Genomic DNA, 18,310 nt, shown 5'->3' on the forward strand with positions numbered 1-18,310 from the left:
TAATAGCTATTGAAAATATAGTTTCAATCCAATTTAAATATTGAGAATAATTATCAATAATGATCCTATCAAAGCCTATGACTGGATCATCTCATGAAAAAGACATTAACTTTTGCCTCAATTCACTTCACCATTGCGTTCAGCGTCGCTTACATTCTTACTGGTGATATTCTAATCGGCAGTTTAATTGCGATGATAGAGCCTATGGTCAATACGGTTGCCTTTTACTTCCACGAGCGTCTATGGCAAAGCGTTACATATTTGAAAAAACATAATGATGCCACCGGAATAAAGACCACTAGCTTTGCATTTGTTCACTTTAGTGTTGCATTCGGTGTTGCCTATTTACTATCCGGCAGTTGGTTGGTCGGTGGAATGATGGCCGCTATCGAACCGAGTATTAATACTTTTGCTTACTATTTCCACGAAAGAGTTTGGCAGCGTAGACAAACTCCTGTAAGCATCAAGCAAGCCACACAAGCATAATTCAAATTAGATAGGAAAGTGTGTCACGCAAAGATCTTTACTTAATCCGATGGAAAACTTTTGCGTCTGGCCATCCAATTCCACTTCAAGGGAATAAAGATCATTTGGATCAGGATGACAGACGTCAAAGTATATTGGAGCATCGACTTGAAAAAGAGCACTAACATGGTTATTTCGCACATCAATTGGCAGTTGATAAGTCATCCCATTGAATTTAACCAAAGCAGAAATTAAGCCTGGCGAGTAGGTTTTGTAGTGTAAGTCGACCATAAATTCACATCCCCCACCATGGTGCCAAATTTGCTCTGTGACCACATGTTTTAGACGCACATAGCGTATAAACTGCAAGTATGGCTCTTTCCAAACCCCTACTCTTGAATCAAACTTTGGGCTCATATGCTCACCAAGAGGGCAAAGGTCTAATTTATCCTCTTCGAGTAATAAATCATCGTCTTCTTCAATCAATAGGATCTCAAATCGGTTGCGACCAAGTTGGAGGTGAGGTCTAACATCCTTTTTATACTCAGGCTGTGAACCATCACAATCAAATAAAGCAATACCATTGAGCCGAACCTCTGCATGACGGTCTACACCACCGAGTACCAGATCAACAGTTGGGTAGGCAAGCATGGCCTCATCTACCTCGATATCATGCATCAAATGCCACTCATGCTGCGCAATTTGACTTTCAGAAAGTGAATCTGGAAGTTTGTCACTCAGAGGCGCTGGAAAAGAGATATCATCTTGAGGAATAGAGAGATCTGTCAGTGGTGATAGCTGCCAAAGACCGGCAAGTGATAATTGCATAAAGCACTAAAACTGATTAACAAAAAGTTGCTAAAAATTATACAGGATTTAGGGCTTGATAGATACTTAACACCTCGAAACTCGAGTCTTTGTGGCTAAGTGCAAGCAAATATAGCTCATGATAAACGCAACTAGAGTTTCTACAGGAATCAGGAACCAGAAGGGACCATTAAACCAGCCTGTCGGCTTTTCATTATATGCTTATCCGAGCCTTCTAATCTGCTTCATATTTAAACTGAACAGCGCAAACATTACTAACAGCTGCAAACAAAAAATCCATATCGACTTTTTACCCAATGGCAGAAGTAATAGAGTTGAAGCTAATTCTAATGATGCAAGGGCAATTATCATGTGATGAACAACTTTCTTGCTGGCTTTAAAGCAAACCCAAGCACCTATCGGAGCACCAAAAATCACTACAGGGGCGGCAACATACCAATATTCGAATATAACTTCAGAAGGCTGCGCACCTTGAGAGAATAAGATTAACACTCCCAAAATAGATGTTATAGCCATGATTATTACACTAGCTTGCGTAGACAGTATGATATTCAACCGAAAAAAAATAGTGAATGACGTAGACAGTAGTTTCGTCATCACTGGGAAAGCAACTGAACCACCGCCAAGTGGAGTTGAGCCTGCCACAAAAGAACCGACAATCATCATGACCACAATCACGATATGTCCTGAGAATAATTCAAACCATCCTGGTTCCACAAAAATAGCAGACCATACAATTAAAAGGGTAAAACAAACCAACAGCATTTTAGAGAATTGAACCTTTTGATTCTGTTGGCGAGGAAAAAACTTTCTTTGAAAACACTTTTAAACAAACTCACCTGAGCACCTCGGAAAAAGATGAATACAATAATTCACGACTAAATCAACACAATAATCTAAAGAAGAAAGAGAAATATACAATAAAATCAAAATTTAACTTACTAAGACTCTTGCAGATAGTCTTGAATGCCAGACTAAAAAACAATATTGCAGTGCATCCAAGGAATATGAGAAATTGCTGCTGAACCAATAATTAGGTGCTTTGGGTTGTAGAGTTAATGAACAGGTACAGAGCAAAGCCCATTGTTTCGCGCCCCCACTTCAGGTACGCATCTTTCCAGTTCCGTCTTGTATTTACTTTGTCCAATAACTCTACATTATCAGGATCTAGCAGTAACTCTCGTTCAGATGCCATCCAAAACGAGCTTTCAAAAGTATCCCAATCCTGATAGGAAGAATGAACGACATAGATGCATTCGAGATCCAACTGTTTTCCCGCTTCTATATTTTGAAGGTTTGACCGTAATTCAAACGGATCAATACCTGTTGCTAGTAAGTACTCTTTATCTGGTTCTTTTCGCCAATATCCTTCTCCAAGTAGAATTACGCCATTGGCAACTATAAGAGATTTCATTTCAGACAGTGCATTATCTATAGCTTCACTACCATCGCCAAAAGCTTGAGTAGATCCTAAACTAAAGCATGCATCAAATACTCCTTTCGGTAGCTCTACATCTTTGAATGCAGAGGTATGGAAAGTAATATTGTCTAAATATGATTCCAAATTTTCCTTTGCTTTAGCTATTTCCAATTCGTCAATTTCAATGACTACAGCCTGACAGTTAAATTTTTCTAAAACCTTTTTAATTAACTCTCCGTTACCACAACCAACATCTAAGATTAAAGAGTCCTCATTTAGCCATAGATTATCCAGCAAGTTATCTATACAACTTGGCTTAATAGGGTTGTTATATTTCATAGTTACTTTCCAATTTTAATTCAATGATTTAACAGATTTTTTGGATTATCGAGTACCCAACATCTTGTTCTTGCGAATTTCCTTATAATTCGGCATACACTAATTAAGGTAAACGCCCTTAATCTAATGAATATTGTTGAGCGCTGATTCCGAACAAAGTGGCATAGCAAGACGCGTATTCAATATCTACAAGTCCAATAAAACTCGTCTCTGGGAATACAGTCATTAGCCTGATGCTTTCTTTTGATTGCTCGTGGTTCAACCCCTCAATTACACAAGATCACTATCAGCACATTGATAACCCACTGTCTTTAAGTAAGTTATTACTTTATCTCGCTGAGTATTCGGTACCAGAACATAATCCCGATCATGTGTACAAATAGCGAACTGACTTATCCCTATTGAAGCTATGTGACTGGTTAAAGTAGCGATCACGCCGACAATATCGAAAGGCAAATCCCCATCTACCCGCAGGCAGGACCAGTTTTTGCTGAAAGAGATTGCTTTACAGTCTAACCACTCTATGTGTCCGGAGGACAAACGCTCGACATCACACATTAACGAGATTTCATCATCAGTTACGGATAAATTAAAAAATCCACAATTTTCCGGAAAAAAAAAGCCTGAGAGATCAGATAGGCGATAAACGGCAATGTCATTGCTGTAAATTTTTATAGTAAACTCCATGATTCAACTCGATAGGCAAAGAAAATTTTATCAATATAAGCTTTCCTCTGTACCATAGGTTTTAAAAGGCCAGCCGATAAACATAAGAAAAGACTGCTCAGAGAATGATTAAAACTCTTTATACCGCCCCAGAACTTTCTCTTTTTCTTTTCGGTTCTTAGTCACCTGACGCCATTGCCTGTGTCGTTCGCGCTGAAATGCTTCAGGGTCATCGGCATAACGTGCCTCAGTAATTAGCTTAAGATAAGACTTATAACGTCTAGGAGACAAATTGCCGTTAGCTAATGCTTCTTGAATGGCGCAGCCCCCTTCTTTATCATGCTTACAATTGTGGTAACGGCAATTATTTACCAACGATTCAACATCAGAAAAGGTTTCCTCAACATTTTTCGTTGATGCGCCAATACCAACCTGACGCAACCCAGGTGAATCGATGATCAGTCCGCCAGTCGGCAACATAAAAAGAAATCGATTCGACGTTGTATGGCTGCCTCTTGCCCCTTCATCACTAACGGCAAGCGTCTCAAGAACCTCCTCACCTAATAAATAATTGATCAGTGAGCTTTTTCCGACTCCTGAAGAGCCAATCAGCACACAAGTATCAGTTTTCTGAATTAAAGACAGCAACTCTTCAAGACCCTCACCCGTTTGGGTGCTAACTGGTAATACTAATAAACTGGAATCAAGCTGGGTAATTTGATCAATATATTCGGACGGGTCATCCACCAAGTCACGTTTTGTTAGGATGATTGTTGGCTGTATGCCAGACGATTTAGCAAGAACCAGATAACGCTCCAAACGGTTCAAATTGAACTCTGCGTTCATCGAGGTCGTAATAAAAATATGAGAGATATTTGCTGCAATTGCCTGCTGAGCTCCGCTGGAGCGTGTCCGAGCAAGCTGAGTTTCACGAGGCAAAAGCTCGGTAATCACATGCTCTCCATTCAGTTCCTGACAAATCACCCAGTCACCTATCACAGGGCGTTCATCCGAATCCAGCTTTAGACGCGTAACCTCCCTTTCAGTCAGCTCTCCACCTATAGCACCGAGCACTGTATACTTTTTTCCATAGTCTTTGGAGACACGAAATAACTCTTCAATACTGTGTTCGCCAATGTGCTGAAATATCGACTGTTTCAGCCCTAAGTTATGATGATTCAATTGACTTCCTCTCGAACAAATATCGGTAATAAAATTGATAGTAAGCACCATCCTTCAAGAAAAAAATGTTGCTTGTAGCGTTAAAGTCACTTATAGCGCAACAGATTCAGCTAAAGAGGCCTCATCCTTTTTAACCTTAAAGAACTCCCTATAATTACGGCTAAACATAAATGAAACGGCGATCAGCGTCAGCGCTATACCTGAACCAGCAATATAATCAGCCAAACGATCCTGCGCTAAATCAACCAATACACCACCAAGCGCCATACCTATAGGAGTAAAGACCCCCATAACCATACCTAGCAATCCAAAGATTCGGCCATGGTATTTTGATTCAACGTTACTTTGAATAATCACTTCTGCACGAATAGAGAAAATTACGGCTGTGGCGGTTTCCATTAAAATACAGACAAAAACTAACCAGGGACTCCCTGACAGCCCCATAAATAACCGCGATAAACCAGTACCAACCAGAAATGCAGGAATCAATATTGGAGCAATGTGATCCGCAATTTTAATCAATCCACTCAAAAAGCTGCCCAACACTGCGCCGACAGACAGCGCAGCAAACATAATTCCGAACCAATAAGTGCTTAGACCCAGAGAGTTTTCAACAAAAAAAGGTAAAAAGGTCATTAAGGGTGCCAAAAATAAATCCATTAAGCCCAGTGCGATTATCACAGCTAATAGACCAGGCACCTTGGCAGCGATAGAAAAGCCTTCTTTTATTTGCGCTCCAAGGCTCTGCTTACTTTCCACTTCATCCTTAGTGTTATCGGGTGATGCAACTTTAATCCTTGATTCAGAAGCAGCAGAGGACAAATACGTAATTCCGTTGATAAAGAATAGCATTGCTGGGCCCAGTAAGGCATAAAGAACCCCAGCACAAGACTGACCTAGGATCTCACTCGTGTTCTTCAACGTCCTGAACAACGAGTTAGCTTTCAACAACTGGTTTTTATCCACCAACATCGGCATCATTGCTCGGCTAGCTGGGTTAAAGAAGCACATAACAATGTTTAGTGTAATTCCGGTCAGAATAACTGACGGAACCACTAGGAAATCGATATCAAGGAAGATCGCAAAAGCAAGGCTTAATACAGCCAATGCTGAAACAACATCACACCATACAATAATACTTTTTCTGTTATGGCTATCAGCAAAGGCACCACCTATCGTCCCAAAGATAAGGTAAGGAATAGCAGACAGTGCCAATGTAATTCCAACCATTACACCGGACTCCGTATGATGCTTTACAATCAGAGATTCAGCCACAAAATAACATTGTGCACCAAAGACACTAATAAACATTCCTTGTATCAGCAAAAAGAAGTTTTTATTCTTGCTGATTGTATTTTCGTTACTCATGTATTTCCTTAGACTTATCGTTTATTAATTCATCCAAATAGGATATTTGTTCCTGAAGTGTTAATTTTTCCAATAATTGTGACAAATCAATACTGACATTAAACCCTTTTGATATTTCCATGATTAAATCGATAAATAGGAGAGAATTTCCACCAATATCAAAGAAATTATCTGTCAACTCACAAGATTGAACATTCAATGTCTTTTTCCAGTATTGCATCACTATATGTTCAACCCGAGCATCAGCTATATCAATTTGTCTGTCCTGTTGTGAAAATATATCCGCTATCTGATGGTAATCTTTCTTACCATTTTGGCTGATTGGCAAAGATTTCGATAATTTAATGACCGAAGGGATCATATAATTCGGAACTTTCTCAGACAACGCTTGACGAATCGATTCTACTGTTCGATCTGCCACGCACAGTGCTTTTAACCGCTCTCCATGAAAAACAACCGCAGATTGAGAAATGTCTTGTAACTGATTTATAGCTATTTCCACTTCAATCAAATTGACCCTGTTTCCAGCAACCTTTACTGTACGCTCTTTCCGACCGGCAAAGACAAGCTCACCAGCAGAATTCACATATCCAAGATCTCCCGTACAGTAATATGCAGCACCTGTGTCTGGGTTATGCCGGAACTTCAGACATGTTTCAGGCTTTCTGCCTAAATAACCGTTTCCAACACAAATCCCTGCAATACAAATTTCCCCAGTACGTCGTCCGGCCTTATCCAAAAATGTGTCGAAGAGAAACACATCTGTATTGTCAATAGCACAACCGATAGGCGGCGGTTCCGAACCTACATGATGCGTGACATCAGAAGCAAGGACACCTATCGTACACTCACATGGGCCATATTCATTTACTACCCTAACAGATGGGAATTGACGCCTATGCTCCGCCAGCACATCTGCGGTGACTTCCTCCCCTGCTAGGGTAATTGTCTCCAATGAATGTACTAGTTTACCGGAAAAACATAACAATCGTTTATACAAACTCGGAACAATAGCAAAAGATGTAATAGGGTAACGGCCAATTACATCAATGATATAATCGCAATTTGCTCGTTTGTCTGCTGAAACTAGATACAAAGCACCACCACAGCACAGCATCGATAAAATGTCAGATATTGCACTGTCAAATGAAAAAGGAGCAAATTGTAGCTTCACACTTCTAGAATGAAACTGGTAATAAGCTAGCTTCCAGGTAATGTAATTTTCAATCGATTCATGACGAATTTCGACTGAACTAGGTTGCCCTGTTGATCCAGATGTCGAGACTACATAAGCCACCTCTTCAGGATTAATAAACACATCCCGCCCCATACGTACATGCGAAAGATCCTCAGAAAGAGCAATCACCGGATAGTGTCTGGCATAACAGCATGTACTGTCGGTATGGACAATAAGCTTTGGCTTAACATCCGACAAAATTCGATGATTGCGCTCTGGTGGCGCTTCAAAACTCAGTGGATGATAAACTGCTCCAGCTTTCATCACTCCAAGCATGGCTGCCACAGCATCTACTGATTTGGGCAGACAAACACTTACAACCTCTCCCTGAACAACCCCTTCCTGAGATAGGAGATCGCGAACAGCATTTGCCCGGCACTCTAATTCACGATATGACATCACCTCACTATCGGTATAAATTGCGGGCTGTTCACTGAGAAAACTTGGTGAGCGACGATATAGCTCTAGCACACTTTTAAAAACAGACATTCGTAAATCCTAAATTCTCTAGTTAAATCGCTCTTGTAAAAATGTCTTTCTGTTGGAAAGCATCAAGCTGTCAGATAATGTCGAAAAACTGGTTTCTGGGTCTTTAAGGAAACATGTAGCTATCGATTCAAATCGATCTAATAATTCGTCGATTTTGACTTCGGAGTACAAATCTCCAGCAAACACTAATTTCAAATAAATATCGTTGTTCTCGAGCTCAAAAATAAAACTCAAATCAAACAGATTTGTTTCTTCTTCAAGAGGCAGCTTCTCCCATTGGATTGAGGTATCTTCATGAAAGGGTTCAAATTCGGCTTCAACGACAGTCACCCAGTAGTGGATGGCGGCAGACGGAAACTGAGAAACCAGCTCAAGATACGAAATGCTGTCGTATCTTGTGGATTCAATCAAGCTCCGTTCACACCCATCGACTATATGACTCAGGCAACTTTTTTCATTGATAGTGTTATTAATTAAAAATGTCTCAGCGTACAAACCAATCTGATCAAGCCGCGTCTTCTGTTCGCGATTTGCCCTAACCGTCCCTAAACGAACCTGCTCATTGTCGCTGTAACTCCGGATTACTAATTGCACCAAAGATGCAAGTACTACAAAAAGGGTCTGTTTATTGTCCAAAGCAAACTTACGCAGTAATGAAGCTAACCTGTCGTCAAGTTTACGGACACTTTGACCACCATCGCCGCTTGGGACTAAATTTCTCTCAGCACAGACGGGCACAGTTGCCACCGCATCATGGCTTAACATTTGACGCCAATAGAGCCAAGAAGCCTGTCTTTCATTATTCGTGACTACCTTCGGTTGATAGATATCCTTAATAGGCAACGCTTCTTCAATATCTGTTGATGTATATCCATAACAATAACCAAAGTAAATAGACTCCAGATCCTTCAGAAAAACGTCGTGTGACCAACCGTCATAGACAGTGTGATGCACTTTCAGAATAAGGAAAATCTCGCTGCCAGCGTCAAACACATCAACCGCAGAAAAGGTGCCGCTTTCAATATCAAGCGGTTGACTTAGAGCTTCTCCGACTCGCTGCTGCACAATTTCAGGAGTTTCAAGAGACAGATCGTGCTGTCGAATAATTTTATCCGCATTACCGACTTCGAGGAGGATCTGTTCCCTCTCAAGCCGTAAGGAAGTTCTCAAAGACTCATGCTTATGTAATAGAGTTGTCAGGGTTTTCATCAGGAGCGCGCAATCGATATTGCCGCTAATCTGGTAAGCGTATCTGAGATCATAAATATCGCTACGTTCGCTACTCAAGCTGGCAAACCAGATGCTTGTCTGTGTATGGGTCGCTTTGGTCTTTCCGTTTTGCACATTCACCACCGCTGCTTCCTCAGTAACTGAGGTAACGGGTGTCATTTTCGCCGCCACTTTGACCAAGGTGCGCAGTTCTAAAATGTCTGAAAACTTCAGAGCATAATCGGCAAGTTCCGCAACCAACCGAATGGCTAATGCACTGGTACCTCCCAGCAGAAAGAAATCATCCTCCTGACCAACGGCGTCAATCTTCAGCAGTTTCTTCCAGTATTCCGCCAATTTGGCTTCGTGTTCAGTCAGTTCTTCTGAACTAGGGGCAGAGTGATTATTCAGCGATTCACTAGCCTGTTCTTTGAGTAGCTTTCTGTCAATCTTGCCGTTCTGATTTTTAGGCAGACAGTCGATCAACCTAATATGATCGGGGATCATATATCCGGGCAATGATGCTCTTAATGAATCCAGTAGCCAAGCTTCATTCACGTCTGAGCTCGGTAACGATGAAACATAGGCGAACAGCTGTTTAGACTGTGCTAACTCAACAACAACAACACAGCACGATTCCACACCCTGTTGGCGGAGAATGGTATTTTCAATTTCACCGATTTCGACCCGATAACCGTTTATTTTGATCTGCCTGTCTTTTCTCCCATAGAAATCGAGTTCACCATCCGGACGTCTTTTGACCAAATCACCCGTCAGATAAATCACGCCAGCCTGATGATCCTGAACAAATTTCTCTTTCGTCAATGTTTTTCGGTTCAAATAGCCGTATCCGACTCCAATCCCCGAGATCCCTAGCTCGAATACATCTCCCTCGCTCCCGACAACCTCGTATAGATGAAAATGCATGTTGGCAATAGGATGACCAACCGTAGGTACAGCAGGAACATTTTTCTCGCATGGCACAATAGACTGGAAAATGGCACATTCAGTGGGGCCATACACGTAGTACAGCGCCTTACCGTCTGCCCACTGCGCCACAATCTTTTCACCAAACATTTCTCCGCCAGTCACCACCGTTTTAATCGTTGGAAATTGCCTAGGCTGTAGATGAGTTAAGAAAGTCGACATGAAAAAGGCCGTATCCACCGCCTCATCATGAATCAGAATTTGGAGGGCATCCAAATCATAACGCTGAGCATTGGTCGCAATCACAAGGGTACTGCCACTCAGCAGTGACGTGAAAATCTCCCATAACGATACATCAAATCCAATCGAGGAGAACTGCAGAATCTTACTATCGCTCGATATCGCCATTTCAGAAATCGACTGCTCAATCACATTCAGTAATGCCTGATGAGAGATAATCGCCCCTTTGGGACGGCCAGTACTGCCTGACGTATAAATGGCATAACAACTTGAACGGTCTGTTACAAATTTACCCGGTAGAGATGTATGTTTTCCTCCTGTTGCCTCATCAAGACAGTCATAAGGGATCTTACTATCAATATTAGATGCCAAGTGTTTTTCAGTCAGTACACAAGCACACGCAACATCATCCAGAATCTGATTCAGCCTACGCGGTGGTGTATTAGCGTCCACTGGGATAAATGTCCGGCCTGATTGAATCACAGCGAGGATTGCAGCAATCAGTTCAATGCCTTTATCCAGATACAGATAGACATAATCACAACTGGGAGAGCAGCGATGAATCCGTTGTTGATATACTTCTGCCAGAGCATACAATTCAGCATACGTCACCTCTTGATCCTGGTAAATGAGCGCTGTTTTCTGACAATGCCTGACCGCCATACTTTTCAGAGATTGAAGTAGACGACTTTGATGAACTGAGGACATAACTACACCTAGACCTGATTAAAGCTGACGATTTCATGAAGCTTCCGAGAAAACACCTTAACGAAATGAGCGATACTTTCTTCACGATACAGTGAGGTATCAAACAAAACATCCAGCACGATATCGTCTTGTTCAAGATTGATATAGAACCAGAAGTCATTTTGGGAAAACACCCGAGTCGGGGTAAACGACTGTTTCATCATATACCTTGAACTAGGCATTTCGGGCGTATCCAGCGACTCTAACGTCAGGCCGACATCAAACAGCGGAAAGCGCCCCTTTGGCCACTTAATTCCTTTACTCGAGACTATACGTTCGAACGGATAAGCGCCATACGCCATGCTGTCGGCTAGAGTTTCAGAAACAGCTTGAATGACTTGATCGGTCGATGTATAAGCCGCGATATCCATCGCGACTGGGATCGGATTTAAAAAACAACCAACTTCCTCGCTGCTAAGCAAGCGGCGGATGTTATATGGAAAGCCAAAAGACACTTGAGAGGACTGAGTGATGTCGCTTAACATCATAGCCAAAGCTGATGACAACACGGAAAATTCAGTGGTCCGATAGTGCTGAGCAGCAGAAGCGACATCGCCTCTAAAGTCGGACAGGACATGATGACAGACACTCCCCTCACCATTTTTTTGTTCTCTGGGAAAGTCTGTAGGCAACTTCAACAGATAAGCTTCTCCTCCCGTAGGACTCTGGGTCCAGTACTGCTCAGCTTCACGGAGAGATCTTGCACCAACTACATGTTGTTCACTACGTGTCTCTGAGTACCTGCTTTCAGGTGTACCTGAGGCAAAAGAATGCCTTTCGATATCCGCCATGATTCTATCAATGCTGAAAACATCCGCGATAGCATGATGAATAAGCATGACGAAGTATCGCTCTGTACCATGTTGCAATAAATAAAACTGAAACAGCTGGGTTGTCAGAGATAAGCTTCTTCTGAATATTCGGTTGAGCATCTCTTCCAACGTACTATCCTGAATTTCCAGTTCCTGATAAACTTGGTCTATGTCAACAGCAACAGACTTTCTGGTGATCCTTCCTTTTTCAAGCAAGAATGTAGAAGACAGTACATCATGCTGACGAATAACCGCCTGACAAGCCTGGCGCAAGTCAGCCACAGGAAATTCTCTATCGAGCTTCCAATAATCCAGAATGTTAAAGATTGATTTATCCTGCTGGAGTAAGCTCGTCACCAGAAAGCGGCAAGCCGAAGAGGAAGCGCTCCATATATCACTGTCAGTTAAGTGCAATTGATTAACTTCTGTTGCCGTCTCGTAAAGTGACAACCATTCCTTAAAGGTTGAACTCTTCATCAACTCTTTCAATGGAATTGGATTTGTCAGCGTATCATTCAGATCTTTTGAAAGCTGAATGAAATCCATACTGGACGCACCTAACTCGTAGAGACAGGTGGTATCACAGATTTCCAAATTGCCAAGTGTTTTACGCCAAATTTTCTGAATCTTATCTGCTGGCGTGATTACTGTCGCTTGATTCAACGTACTCAGATAAACCTGTGCGATGCGTTTCAAACCTTTCCTGTCGACTTTTCCGTTCACCGATAATGGAATCTCAGCAACATCATGATAATGTGCGGGAACCATTCGGGCAGGCAAAAATGTCAGTAGGCGATCACGATTCAATAATCCGGTGTTTGTTCCCTGCTCATAAAGACACAGCAAGCTTCCAATATTGTCGCCTTCCTCAACATACACCAAATGAAAACGGTTCACGGAAAGTGTTTCAGCGATGATCCGCTCGACTTCTTCTAATTCAACGCCTGCCCCAGCTATTTTCACCAAGTTGTCCCCCCGTCCGACAAAGCGCAGTTCACCTGCCGCATTCCGGGACGCCAGATCGCCGGTTCGGTACATTCTTTTGCCATGAATTGGATGGGCGACAAATTTTTCATCCGTGACAACCGGATTTCTCAGATACCCTTGTGCGAGACCTGGCCCACTTACACAAATTTCGCCGACTTCATTGTCAAAACAAAGCCCCCACTTTGGATGAATAATATCCACTAGGTGGTGAGCAATACCTTTGCCAATCAGTACCTCATCATCTTCAGGACCAAACTGATAAACGGTACTCCAAACTGACGTTTCAGCAGGACCGTATTCGTTATAAACCTCAGTATCCGGTAGACTCTTCTGGTGAAACTGAATTAAAGACATGCTAAGAGTATCGCCACATAAAACGACCTGCCTGACCCCCTTCAAGCTACCGGAGTGGCTTTCTAACAAAGCTAAATAAATCGCGGGCACCATCATGAAATGAGTGACTTTGTGACTTTTGATCAACCGAGCCAATGCCACCACATCATTTCTGTCACTATCACTGAACAGCACTAGCGACGCACCGGACAGTAAGGTCGAAAAATAGTCGTTAACGGCAGAGTCGTAAAAAACGGATGGATACTGAAGAATAACGTCACTGGCATCTAATCCGTAGTAATGCTGACGGTAGAGCACGGTATGCGTTATGCCCTGATGAGGAACCACCACACCTTTCGGCAACCCCGTTGAGCCAGAGGTGAAAATTGTATATGCAATGTCCTCCGGAGAGTATGCTAGCACCAGATTCGCAGAACTTTCATCAGACTCAAATAATGCTCGGTCCGTGACAGTTCTTTCTGCACAAAGTCCATACAGCATCCCTTCAAATACTGGGCTAGTTATCACCAGATCCGGCTGCGTGAGTTCAAGCTGACTGCACAGCCGCGCTTCCCCATCATACGGGGACAACGGTACATACTGGGCACGGGTTTTGAGGATCCCTATAATGATCGGTAGCAAAAACACACTGCGTTCCATCAGAATACAGATAGTTGCCTGTGGCTGAATCTCAAAGGTATTGATGAGAGTTCTCGCAATTGTATTGGCTTTTTTATTTAACCAATCAAACGTATAGACTTCATGTTCAAACCGGATTGCCGGACATTGGCTGTGCTTTTCTACGACTTTTTCAAATTCACGGATCAGGTGACTGGGCTGGCTGCGAAATGACAGCTGTTCTTCCGTCTTTTGATAAATGTCATCATTTACTCGATTGATCGCGACATTTACATTCGGGTGTGACAGTGTTTTTTCAATCAGTTGTTGTAAGGCCAGACACATTCCATGAAATGTTGATTCATGCTGGTAGTGGTCAGCCCGCCCCATAACTTTGATATTCAATGAGGAAGCCGTTCGACAGACCGAAATGACCAACGGAAAATCAATTTTCTCATTGAAAGAGCACAGATACTCCAAAGTCCCATGTACCCCAGTACTTTCCGTAAATTCCAGTAGTACAGAGGCCCTTGTCACATCAACACCGGACTCAACAATCAGATCATACAGTGAGACCTTTCCGTTGATCAGCCCCTCATAGAAATCATCCCGAGTCTGAACAAGCAGATCACCAAAATACCGCTCAGGCTTCACATGACAACACACGGGAAAATAACTTGAATATAATCCGACATCTGCAGATGAATTCCAATAACCGCGCTGGTCCAAACTTGTATTTAGAATAAATGTTTCTTGATCAAAATATCTGGCAATAAAAATCTCGCTAAGCGCTAGCATCAGAACAAAAGGGGTGACTTCAGCAGACTCAACAATATGGTTAAACTGATTCAGCACTGGTTCCTCAAGCTGAAACTCATAGGAAAAAGCAGCATCATCAGCCCGATCGATCTGTTTTTCGAGATTGACCAAAGATACCGCAGACTGATAGTCCATCAGCCGATCCCGCCAAAAACTGAGCTGAGCCATTCTCTCTTCGCTGTCATGCCAAGCAATAACTTCGTCGGTGTAGGCTTGGTATGATGCCAGATCAGCCGATGCTGTGGACGTTTCAAGTTTACCTATCAGTTCTTTTTCCAGCCGCGCCTCAATCCATGCCAGTGTGTGAGCATCACAGACAATGTGGTGAATGGATAGGATAAACCAACAGCAACCTTCCCCTGGACTGACTGAAACTTTAACCAGCTCACTCTGCTCCAGATCTGAGCAGGTAAACTGATGTGGTAACAACTTGCCACTGTCTGGGTTCTGCTGAATAAAAGGCGTATACCCATGGGCAAAGCATACTTCCACAACATCACTTGAGCATCTGAATCGAGCACTCAGCACAGGCAAATCTGAAATGACTTTCTGAATAGATTTGCTCAGTTGCTCCAAAGAGCAGTTTCGCACCCGATAAAGCTGACTGATTTTATATAAATCACACTTCGCGGCATTCTCTAGAAACATTTTGTACAGCACAGCCTGTTGAGGGTGAGCCTGCTGCCATGGTGTGTATGAACTGTAAACGTTATGCATCTGATACAGCTCCATCCATCAGATTTTTGAGTGACTGCTTCGATGTCAGGAGGTCTCTGATATTGATCTCGATACCGAATTGCTTCTTCATCTCGAATCTCAGTTTCAGAGCCACTAAACTAGCCCCCCCTAACTCCCTGAACGATTTCGTATGATCGAAATTATCAATACCAAGAATGGTTTTAACCAATTTATCTCGGGGATCATCATGAGACATATAAGTAGCCGCTTTTCGCTCAGTCAGTAAATGGACGTAAGTCTTGGTCATATCTTTGAGCGCCATTTTTCCATTTTCATTGTAAATAAACTGCTCCATCTGAATGGCCTTGTAGCTGACAGAGGAAGGCATGACATTTGTAAACACAGGAACCTGTCCGGCTTTTGCCGAGTCAGCAAGAATATAAAATACAAGTAAGTCAGTATTTAAAATTGCCTTTACATCAACTGAAAGACTGGCGATACGGACACAATCCACAATATCATTGGTCTTTAATATCTGATTTTCGATTTCCGAAAGACTGAGTCTGATACCAGATATCTTGACCTGCTCATCCCGTCTCCCTTCAAAAACAATGTCACCATTTGAGTCAATATATCCAAAATCGCCAGACTGATAGGCCACAGCTCCTGAGTCACAGGGAATAAAACTGCTGTTATCATGATTCAGATACCGGCACATGCCTATCCCAGAAATATAAATTTCACCAACCTCGCCGTCTGGCAAGGGCTGCATATGTTCATCGAGAACCTCTATGACAGTGCCGCTGAAAGGTTGACCAATCGGTAAGCTTTTCAAGTTACGATAATTTTCCTGATCGATGACATAGTGAGTCGCAAGCATGGTTGTTTCAGTAGGACCATAAATATTCGCGACAACATCAGTATCAAAACAGGACAAAGCCTGCGCCAGCACGTCTTTCGTTAAAACATCACCGCCCAAAAACAGATACTTCAGATTCAACTTTTCCTCAAAATCGGAAAACTCACACAGCGCCTGAATAAACGAAGGCACCTGATTAATAAAGTTGACGCTGTATTGTTTAATGGTATTCAGATAGCCTGAGAGTTCATTAAGGTATACCTTCGGTGGGGTAATGAGAGTGCCACCACAATATAAAGTGGATAAGGTTACAAAAAGAGAGATATCGAATGAAACACTGCAACACCAGAGAGCATTCAGGTGATGGTCAAAGCCCAAATCTCTGGTTGTATTTGAAATACGCTGACTGATGTTTTCAGTACTGACAAAAACAGGCTTTTTCTTACTCACACTACCTGAGGTGAAATAAAGAAACCCACCTGACTCTAGCCCCATATCAGGTAAATCGTCCGTACCTGAATCCAGAATAAGCTGATCAAGTACAATGTTCTCAAATGCAATACTAAGATCAGATGCCACCAATGGTTCAGAAAAGGACAGACCAGAATCGGTCATCAAGGCTTTCTGAGTATCCGCGTCAAAATTTGTTACCTCAATCGGATAAACGATAGCTCGAGCCTTTAATAACGCCAGCATACAAATCAGGCTATGATTTGTCCGCCCAGCGACAAGTGGCACAATATCTCCGGCCCTGATCCCTTTGTCTTTGATTAGGATAGACGCTAGTTGATCAGATTGCGCCTCAAGCAGAGTATATGAAACAGACCCTAAATCACCATTTACAGCTAGCTTATTAGGTGTTCTTTCTGCATTGTCTTTGAGCTTTTCAAGAACAGTACCGAATTGTGAGTGTGAATTGCATTCCATTGTGCTACCTTCAACATCCAATTTAAGGTCTGACTTACCTGCGTATTAGCTAATACATGGACAGCCTGCCGATTTCACACGTCTCAGCGACTTTTTATCGTTAGCTTCGCCGGCAATCATGACTTCGTCTGACGCATAAACGACAGTGTCCGGACAAATAATATCGATATGATACTGGGTCCATGGCGTTAAGCCTAACCCCCAGTGAACTGTACCATTGCTGCCGCCATAACATTCATTAGGTGAACGGTTTCCTTTCTGGAAATCGATATCATGATTAGTCCCAAAACCAATCTCCCAAATGATTCTGTAGCGCGAGTCGATATCAAACAACTTCTCTAACATCACAATTGCGGGGTGGGTCTCGATGTCACTGCGTAGTGAAGTAATCACACCATGCTCGACGGTTGCAACAACCGGCACTTCATAAAGCGACTCTAGTGCATCGAAAATTTTATTCTGGTCTTCTCTTAAAAAAGACACAGAGCCACTGTTCACAATGGGATATCCACGAAAAGCAATTTCTCCCTGAATATTTAACCGCTTATTAGCATTGTAACTTCCGTGAAACAGCGGCAAGACGCTGATTTCACCAGAGGGTACAAATTGCTGCTCTCCCCAACTAAGACGACCCAATTGCTCAAACCAGCAATATTCGTCACTATCGTGAAGAAAAATGGCTTCACAACCGTTTTTTTTATCAACAAACTGAATGTGATCGGACTCTTCAACATGGTCAAAGAAATAATCCGCCCAAGCTTTTTGAGCATCAGGATCAGTCAACTCCATCTTCTCCAAGAAATAACTTATATCGTCCAAGAATATTTCTGTAGAGTTACATGGCATTGAAATAATCTTACACTTCTCTGCAATTTTCTCTTCTGGTGGTGAAGAGAATAAGACATGAGGAGAAATGACAAGAAAATGGGTTTGATGAGCTAACTTTTTATTATCCAAAATGTCATGAAAGCTTTCTGGTGTATCGCAAACAATTATCTTTGTTGATAGATAGTCATTCTCCGTTGATATTTCGAACTTGTCAGAGAATTCACTATTTGTCAGCAGGACAAAATCACAGTTTTCAGACGCACCCAACTGCTTATATTTTTCTGGTCTAATTACAATCATACGTTCTCCATACGCTCCCCAAATCTATGGGG

12 protein-coding genes are annotated in these 18,310 nt (G+C 42.3%); 1 reads left to right on the forward strand and 11 read right to left on the reverse strand.

Features of this window, described 5'->3' with window-relative positions; all coding sequences use genetic code 11:
* The first annotated feature begins 93 nt into the window (after positions 1-93).
* A complete protein-coding gene (locus tag FIV01_RS12695) occupies positions 94-486 on the forward strand; it encodes a DUF2061 domain-containing protein (RefSeq protein ID WP_152431312.1) in 393 nt (130 codons plus the stop codon).
* 6 nt (positions 487-492) lie between these two features.
* On the opposite strand, the gene FIV01_RS12700 is transcribed toward FIV01_RS12695, so the two are convergent.
* From FIV01_RS12700 to FIV01_RS12750, 11 genes are all read right to left on the reverse strand, one after another.
* Complete coding sequence (locus FIV01_RS12700) at positions 493-1,293, reverse strand: glycosyl hydrolase 2 galactose-binding domain-containing protein (RefSeq protein ID WP_152431313.1); 801 nt, start codon at positions 1,291-1,293, stop codon at positions 493-495.
* A gap of 201 nt (positions 1,294-1,494) precedes the next feature.
* Complete coding sequence (locus FIV01_RS12705; RefSeq protein WP_152431314.1) at positions 1,495-2,058, reverse strand: hypothetical protein; 564 nt, start codon at positions 2,056-2,058, stop codon at positions 1,495-1,497.
* Between the two features lie 268 nt (positions 2,059-2,326).
* Entirely contained in the window at positions 2,327-3,052 is a 726-nt protein-coding gene (locus FIV01_RS12710) for a class I SAM-dependent methyltransferase (RefSeq protein WP_152431315.1), read from the reverse strand.
* A 270-nt stretch (positions 3,053-3,322) separates the two neighbouring features.
* Positions 3,323-3,739 (reverse strand): ACT domain-containing protein, encoded by a 417-nt coding sequence (locus tag FIV01_RS12715; RefSeq protein ID WP_152431316.1) that lies wholly within the window; start codon positions 3,737-3,739, stop codon positions 3,323-3,325.
* 108 nt (positions 3,740-3,847) lie between these two features.
* Positions 3,848-4,900, reverse strand: coding sequence for a ribosome small subunit-dependent GTPase A (gene rsgA / locus FIV01_RS12720; RefSeq protein ID WP_172971835.1), 1,053 nt, complete (start codon positions 4,898-4,900; stop codon positions 3,848-3,850).
* A gap of 90 nt (positions 4,901-4,990) precedes the next feature.
* Positions 4,991-6,268 carry an MFS transporter gene (locus FIV01_RS12725; protein WP_152431318.1) on the reverse strand — a complete coding sequence of 426 codons (1,278 nt, stop codon included), beginning with the start codon at positions 6,266-6,268 and terminating at the stop codon, positions 4,991-4,993.
* Positions 6,261-7,994 carry a non-ribosomal peptide synthetase gene (locus FIV01_RS12730; RefSeq protein ID WP_152431319.1) on the reverse strand — a complete coding sequence of 578 codons (1,734 nt, stop codon included), beginning with the start codon at positions 7,992-7,994 and terminating at the stop codon, positions 6,261-6,263. The genes FIV01_RS12725 and FIV01_RS12730 overlap by 8 nt, the downstream gene beginning before the upstream one ends.
* Positions 7,995-8,012: 18 nt before the next feature.
* The gene (locus tag FIV01_RS12735; protein WP_152431320.1) at positions 8,013-11,078 is read right to left on the reverse strand and encodes a non-ribosomal peptide synthetase; all 3,066 of its coding nucleotides are present in this window, start codon (positions 11,076-11,078) and stop codon (positions 8,013-8,015) included.
* Between the two features lie 8 nt (positions 11,079-11,086).
* On the reverse strand, positions 11,087-15,403 hold the full coding sequence (locus FIV01_RS12740; RefSeq protein WP_172971836.1) for an amino acid adenylation domain-containing protein: 4,317 nt from the start codon (positions 15,401-15,403) through the stop codon (positions 11,087-11,089).
* Entirely contained in the window at positions 15,396-17,150 is a 1,755-nt protein-coding gene (locus FIV01_RS12745) for a non-ribosomal peptide synthetase (protein ID WP_152431322.1), read from the reverse strand. Before FIV01_RS12745 ends, FIV01_RS12740 begins: the two co-directional genes overlap by 8 nt.
* A gap of 45 nt (positions 17,151-17,195) precedes the next feature.
* On the reverse strand, positions 17,196-18,278 hold the full coding sequence (locus tag FIV01_RS12750) for a hypothetical protein (protein ID WP_152431323.1): 1,083 nt from the start codon (positions 18,276-18,278) through the stop codon (positions 17,196-17,198).
* Between the last annotated feature and the right edge of the window lie 32 nt (positions 18,279-18,310).

It is taken from the genome of Vibrio aquimaris (assembly GCF_009363415.1).
Lineage (GTDB): Bacteria > Pseudomonadota > Gammaproteobacteria > Enterobacterales > Vibrionaceae > Vibrio > Vibrio aquimaris.

Bases quoted from the DNA above. Each gene is read 5' to 3' on its own strand.
- FIV01_RS12695 (WP_152431312.1), top strand. From the start codon at position 94: ATGAAAAAGACATTAACTTTTGCCTCAATTCACTTCACCATTGCGTTC.
- FIV01_RS12735 (WP_152431320.1), bottom strand. From the start codon at position 11,078: ATGTCCTCAGTTCATCAAAGTCGTCTACTTCAATCTCTGAAAAGTATG.
- FIV01_RS12705 (WP_152431314.1), bottom strand. From the start codon at position 2,058: ATGCTGTTGGTTTGTTTTACCCTTTTAATTGTATGGTCTGCTATTTTT.
- FIV01_RS12715 (WP_152431316.1), bottom strand. From the start codon at position 3,739: ATGGAGTTTACTATAAAAATTTACAGCAATGACATTGCCGTTTATCGC.
- FIV01_RS12745 (WP_152431322.1), bottom strand. From the start codon at position 17,150: ATGGAATGCAATTCACACTCACAATTCGGTACTGTTCTTGAAAAGCTC.
- FIV01_RS12730 (WP_152431319.1), bottom strand. From the start codon at position 7,994: ATGTCTGTTTTTAAAAGTGTGCTAGAGCTATATCGTCGCTCACCAAGT.
- FIV01_RS12725 (WP_152431318.1), bottom strand. From the start codon at position 6,268: ATGAGTAACGAAAATACAATCAGCAAGAATAAAAACTTCTTTTTGCTG.
- FIV01_RS12710 (WP_152431315.1), bottom strand. From the start codon at position 3,052: ATGAAATATAACAACCCTATTAAGCCAAGTTGTATAGATAACTTGCTG.
- FIV01_RS12740 (WP_172971836.1), bottom strand. From the start codon at position 15,403: ATGCATAACGTTTACAGTTCATACACACCATGGCAGCAGGCTCACCCT.
- FIV01_RS12750 (WP_152431323.1), bottom strand. From the start codon at position 18,278: ATGATTGTAATTAGACCAGAAAAATATAAGCAGTTGGGTGCGTCTGAA.
- FIV01_RS12700 (WP_152431313.1), bottom strand. From the start codon at position 1,293: ATGCAATTATCACTTGCCGGTCTTTGGCAGCTATCACCACTGACAGAT.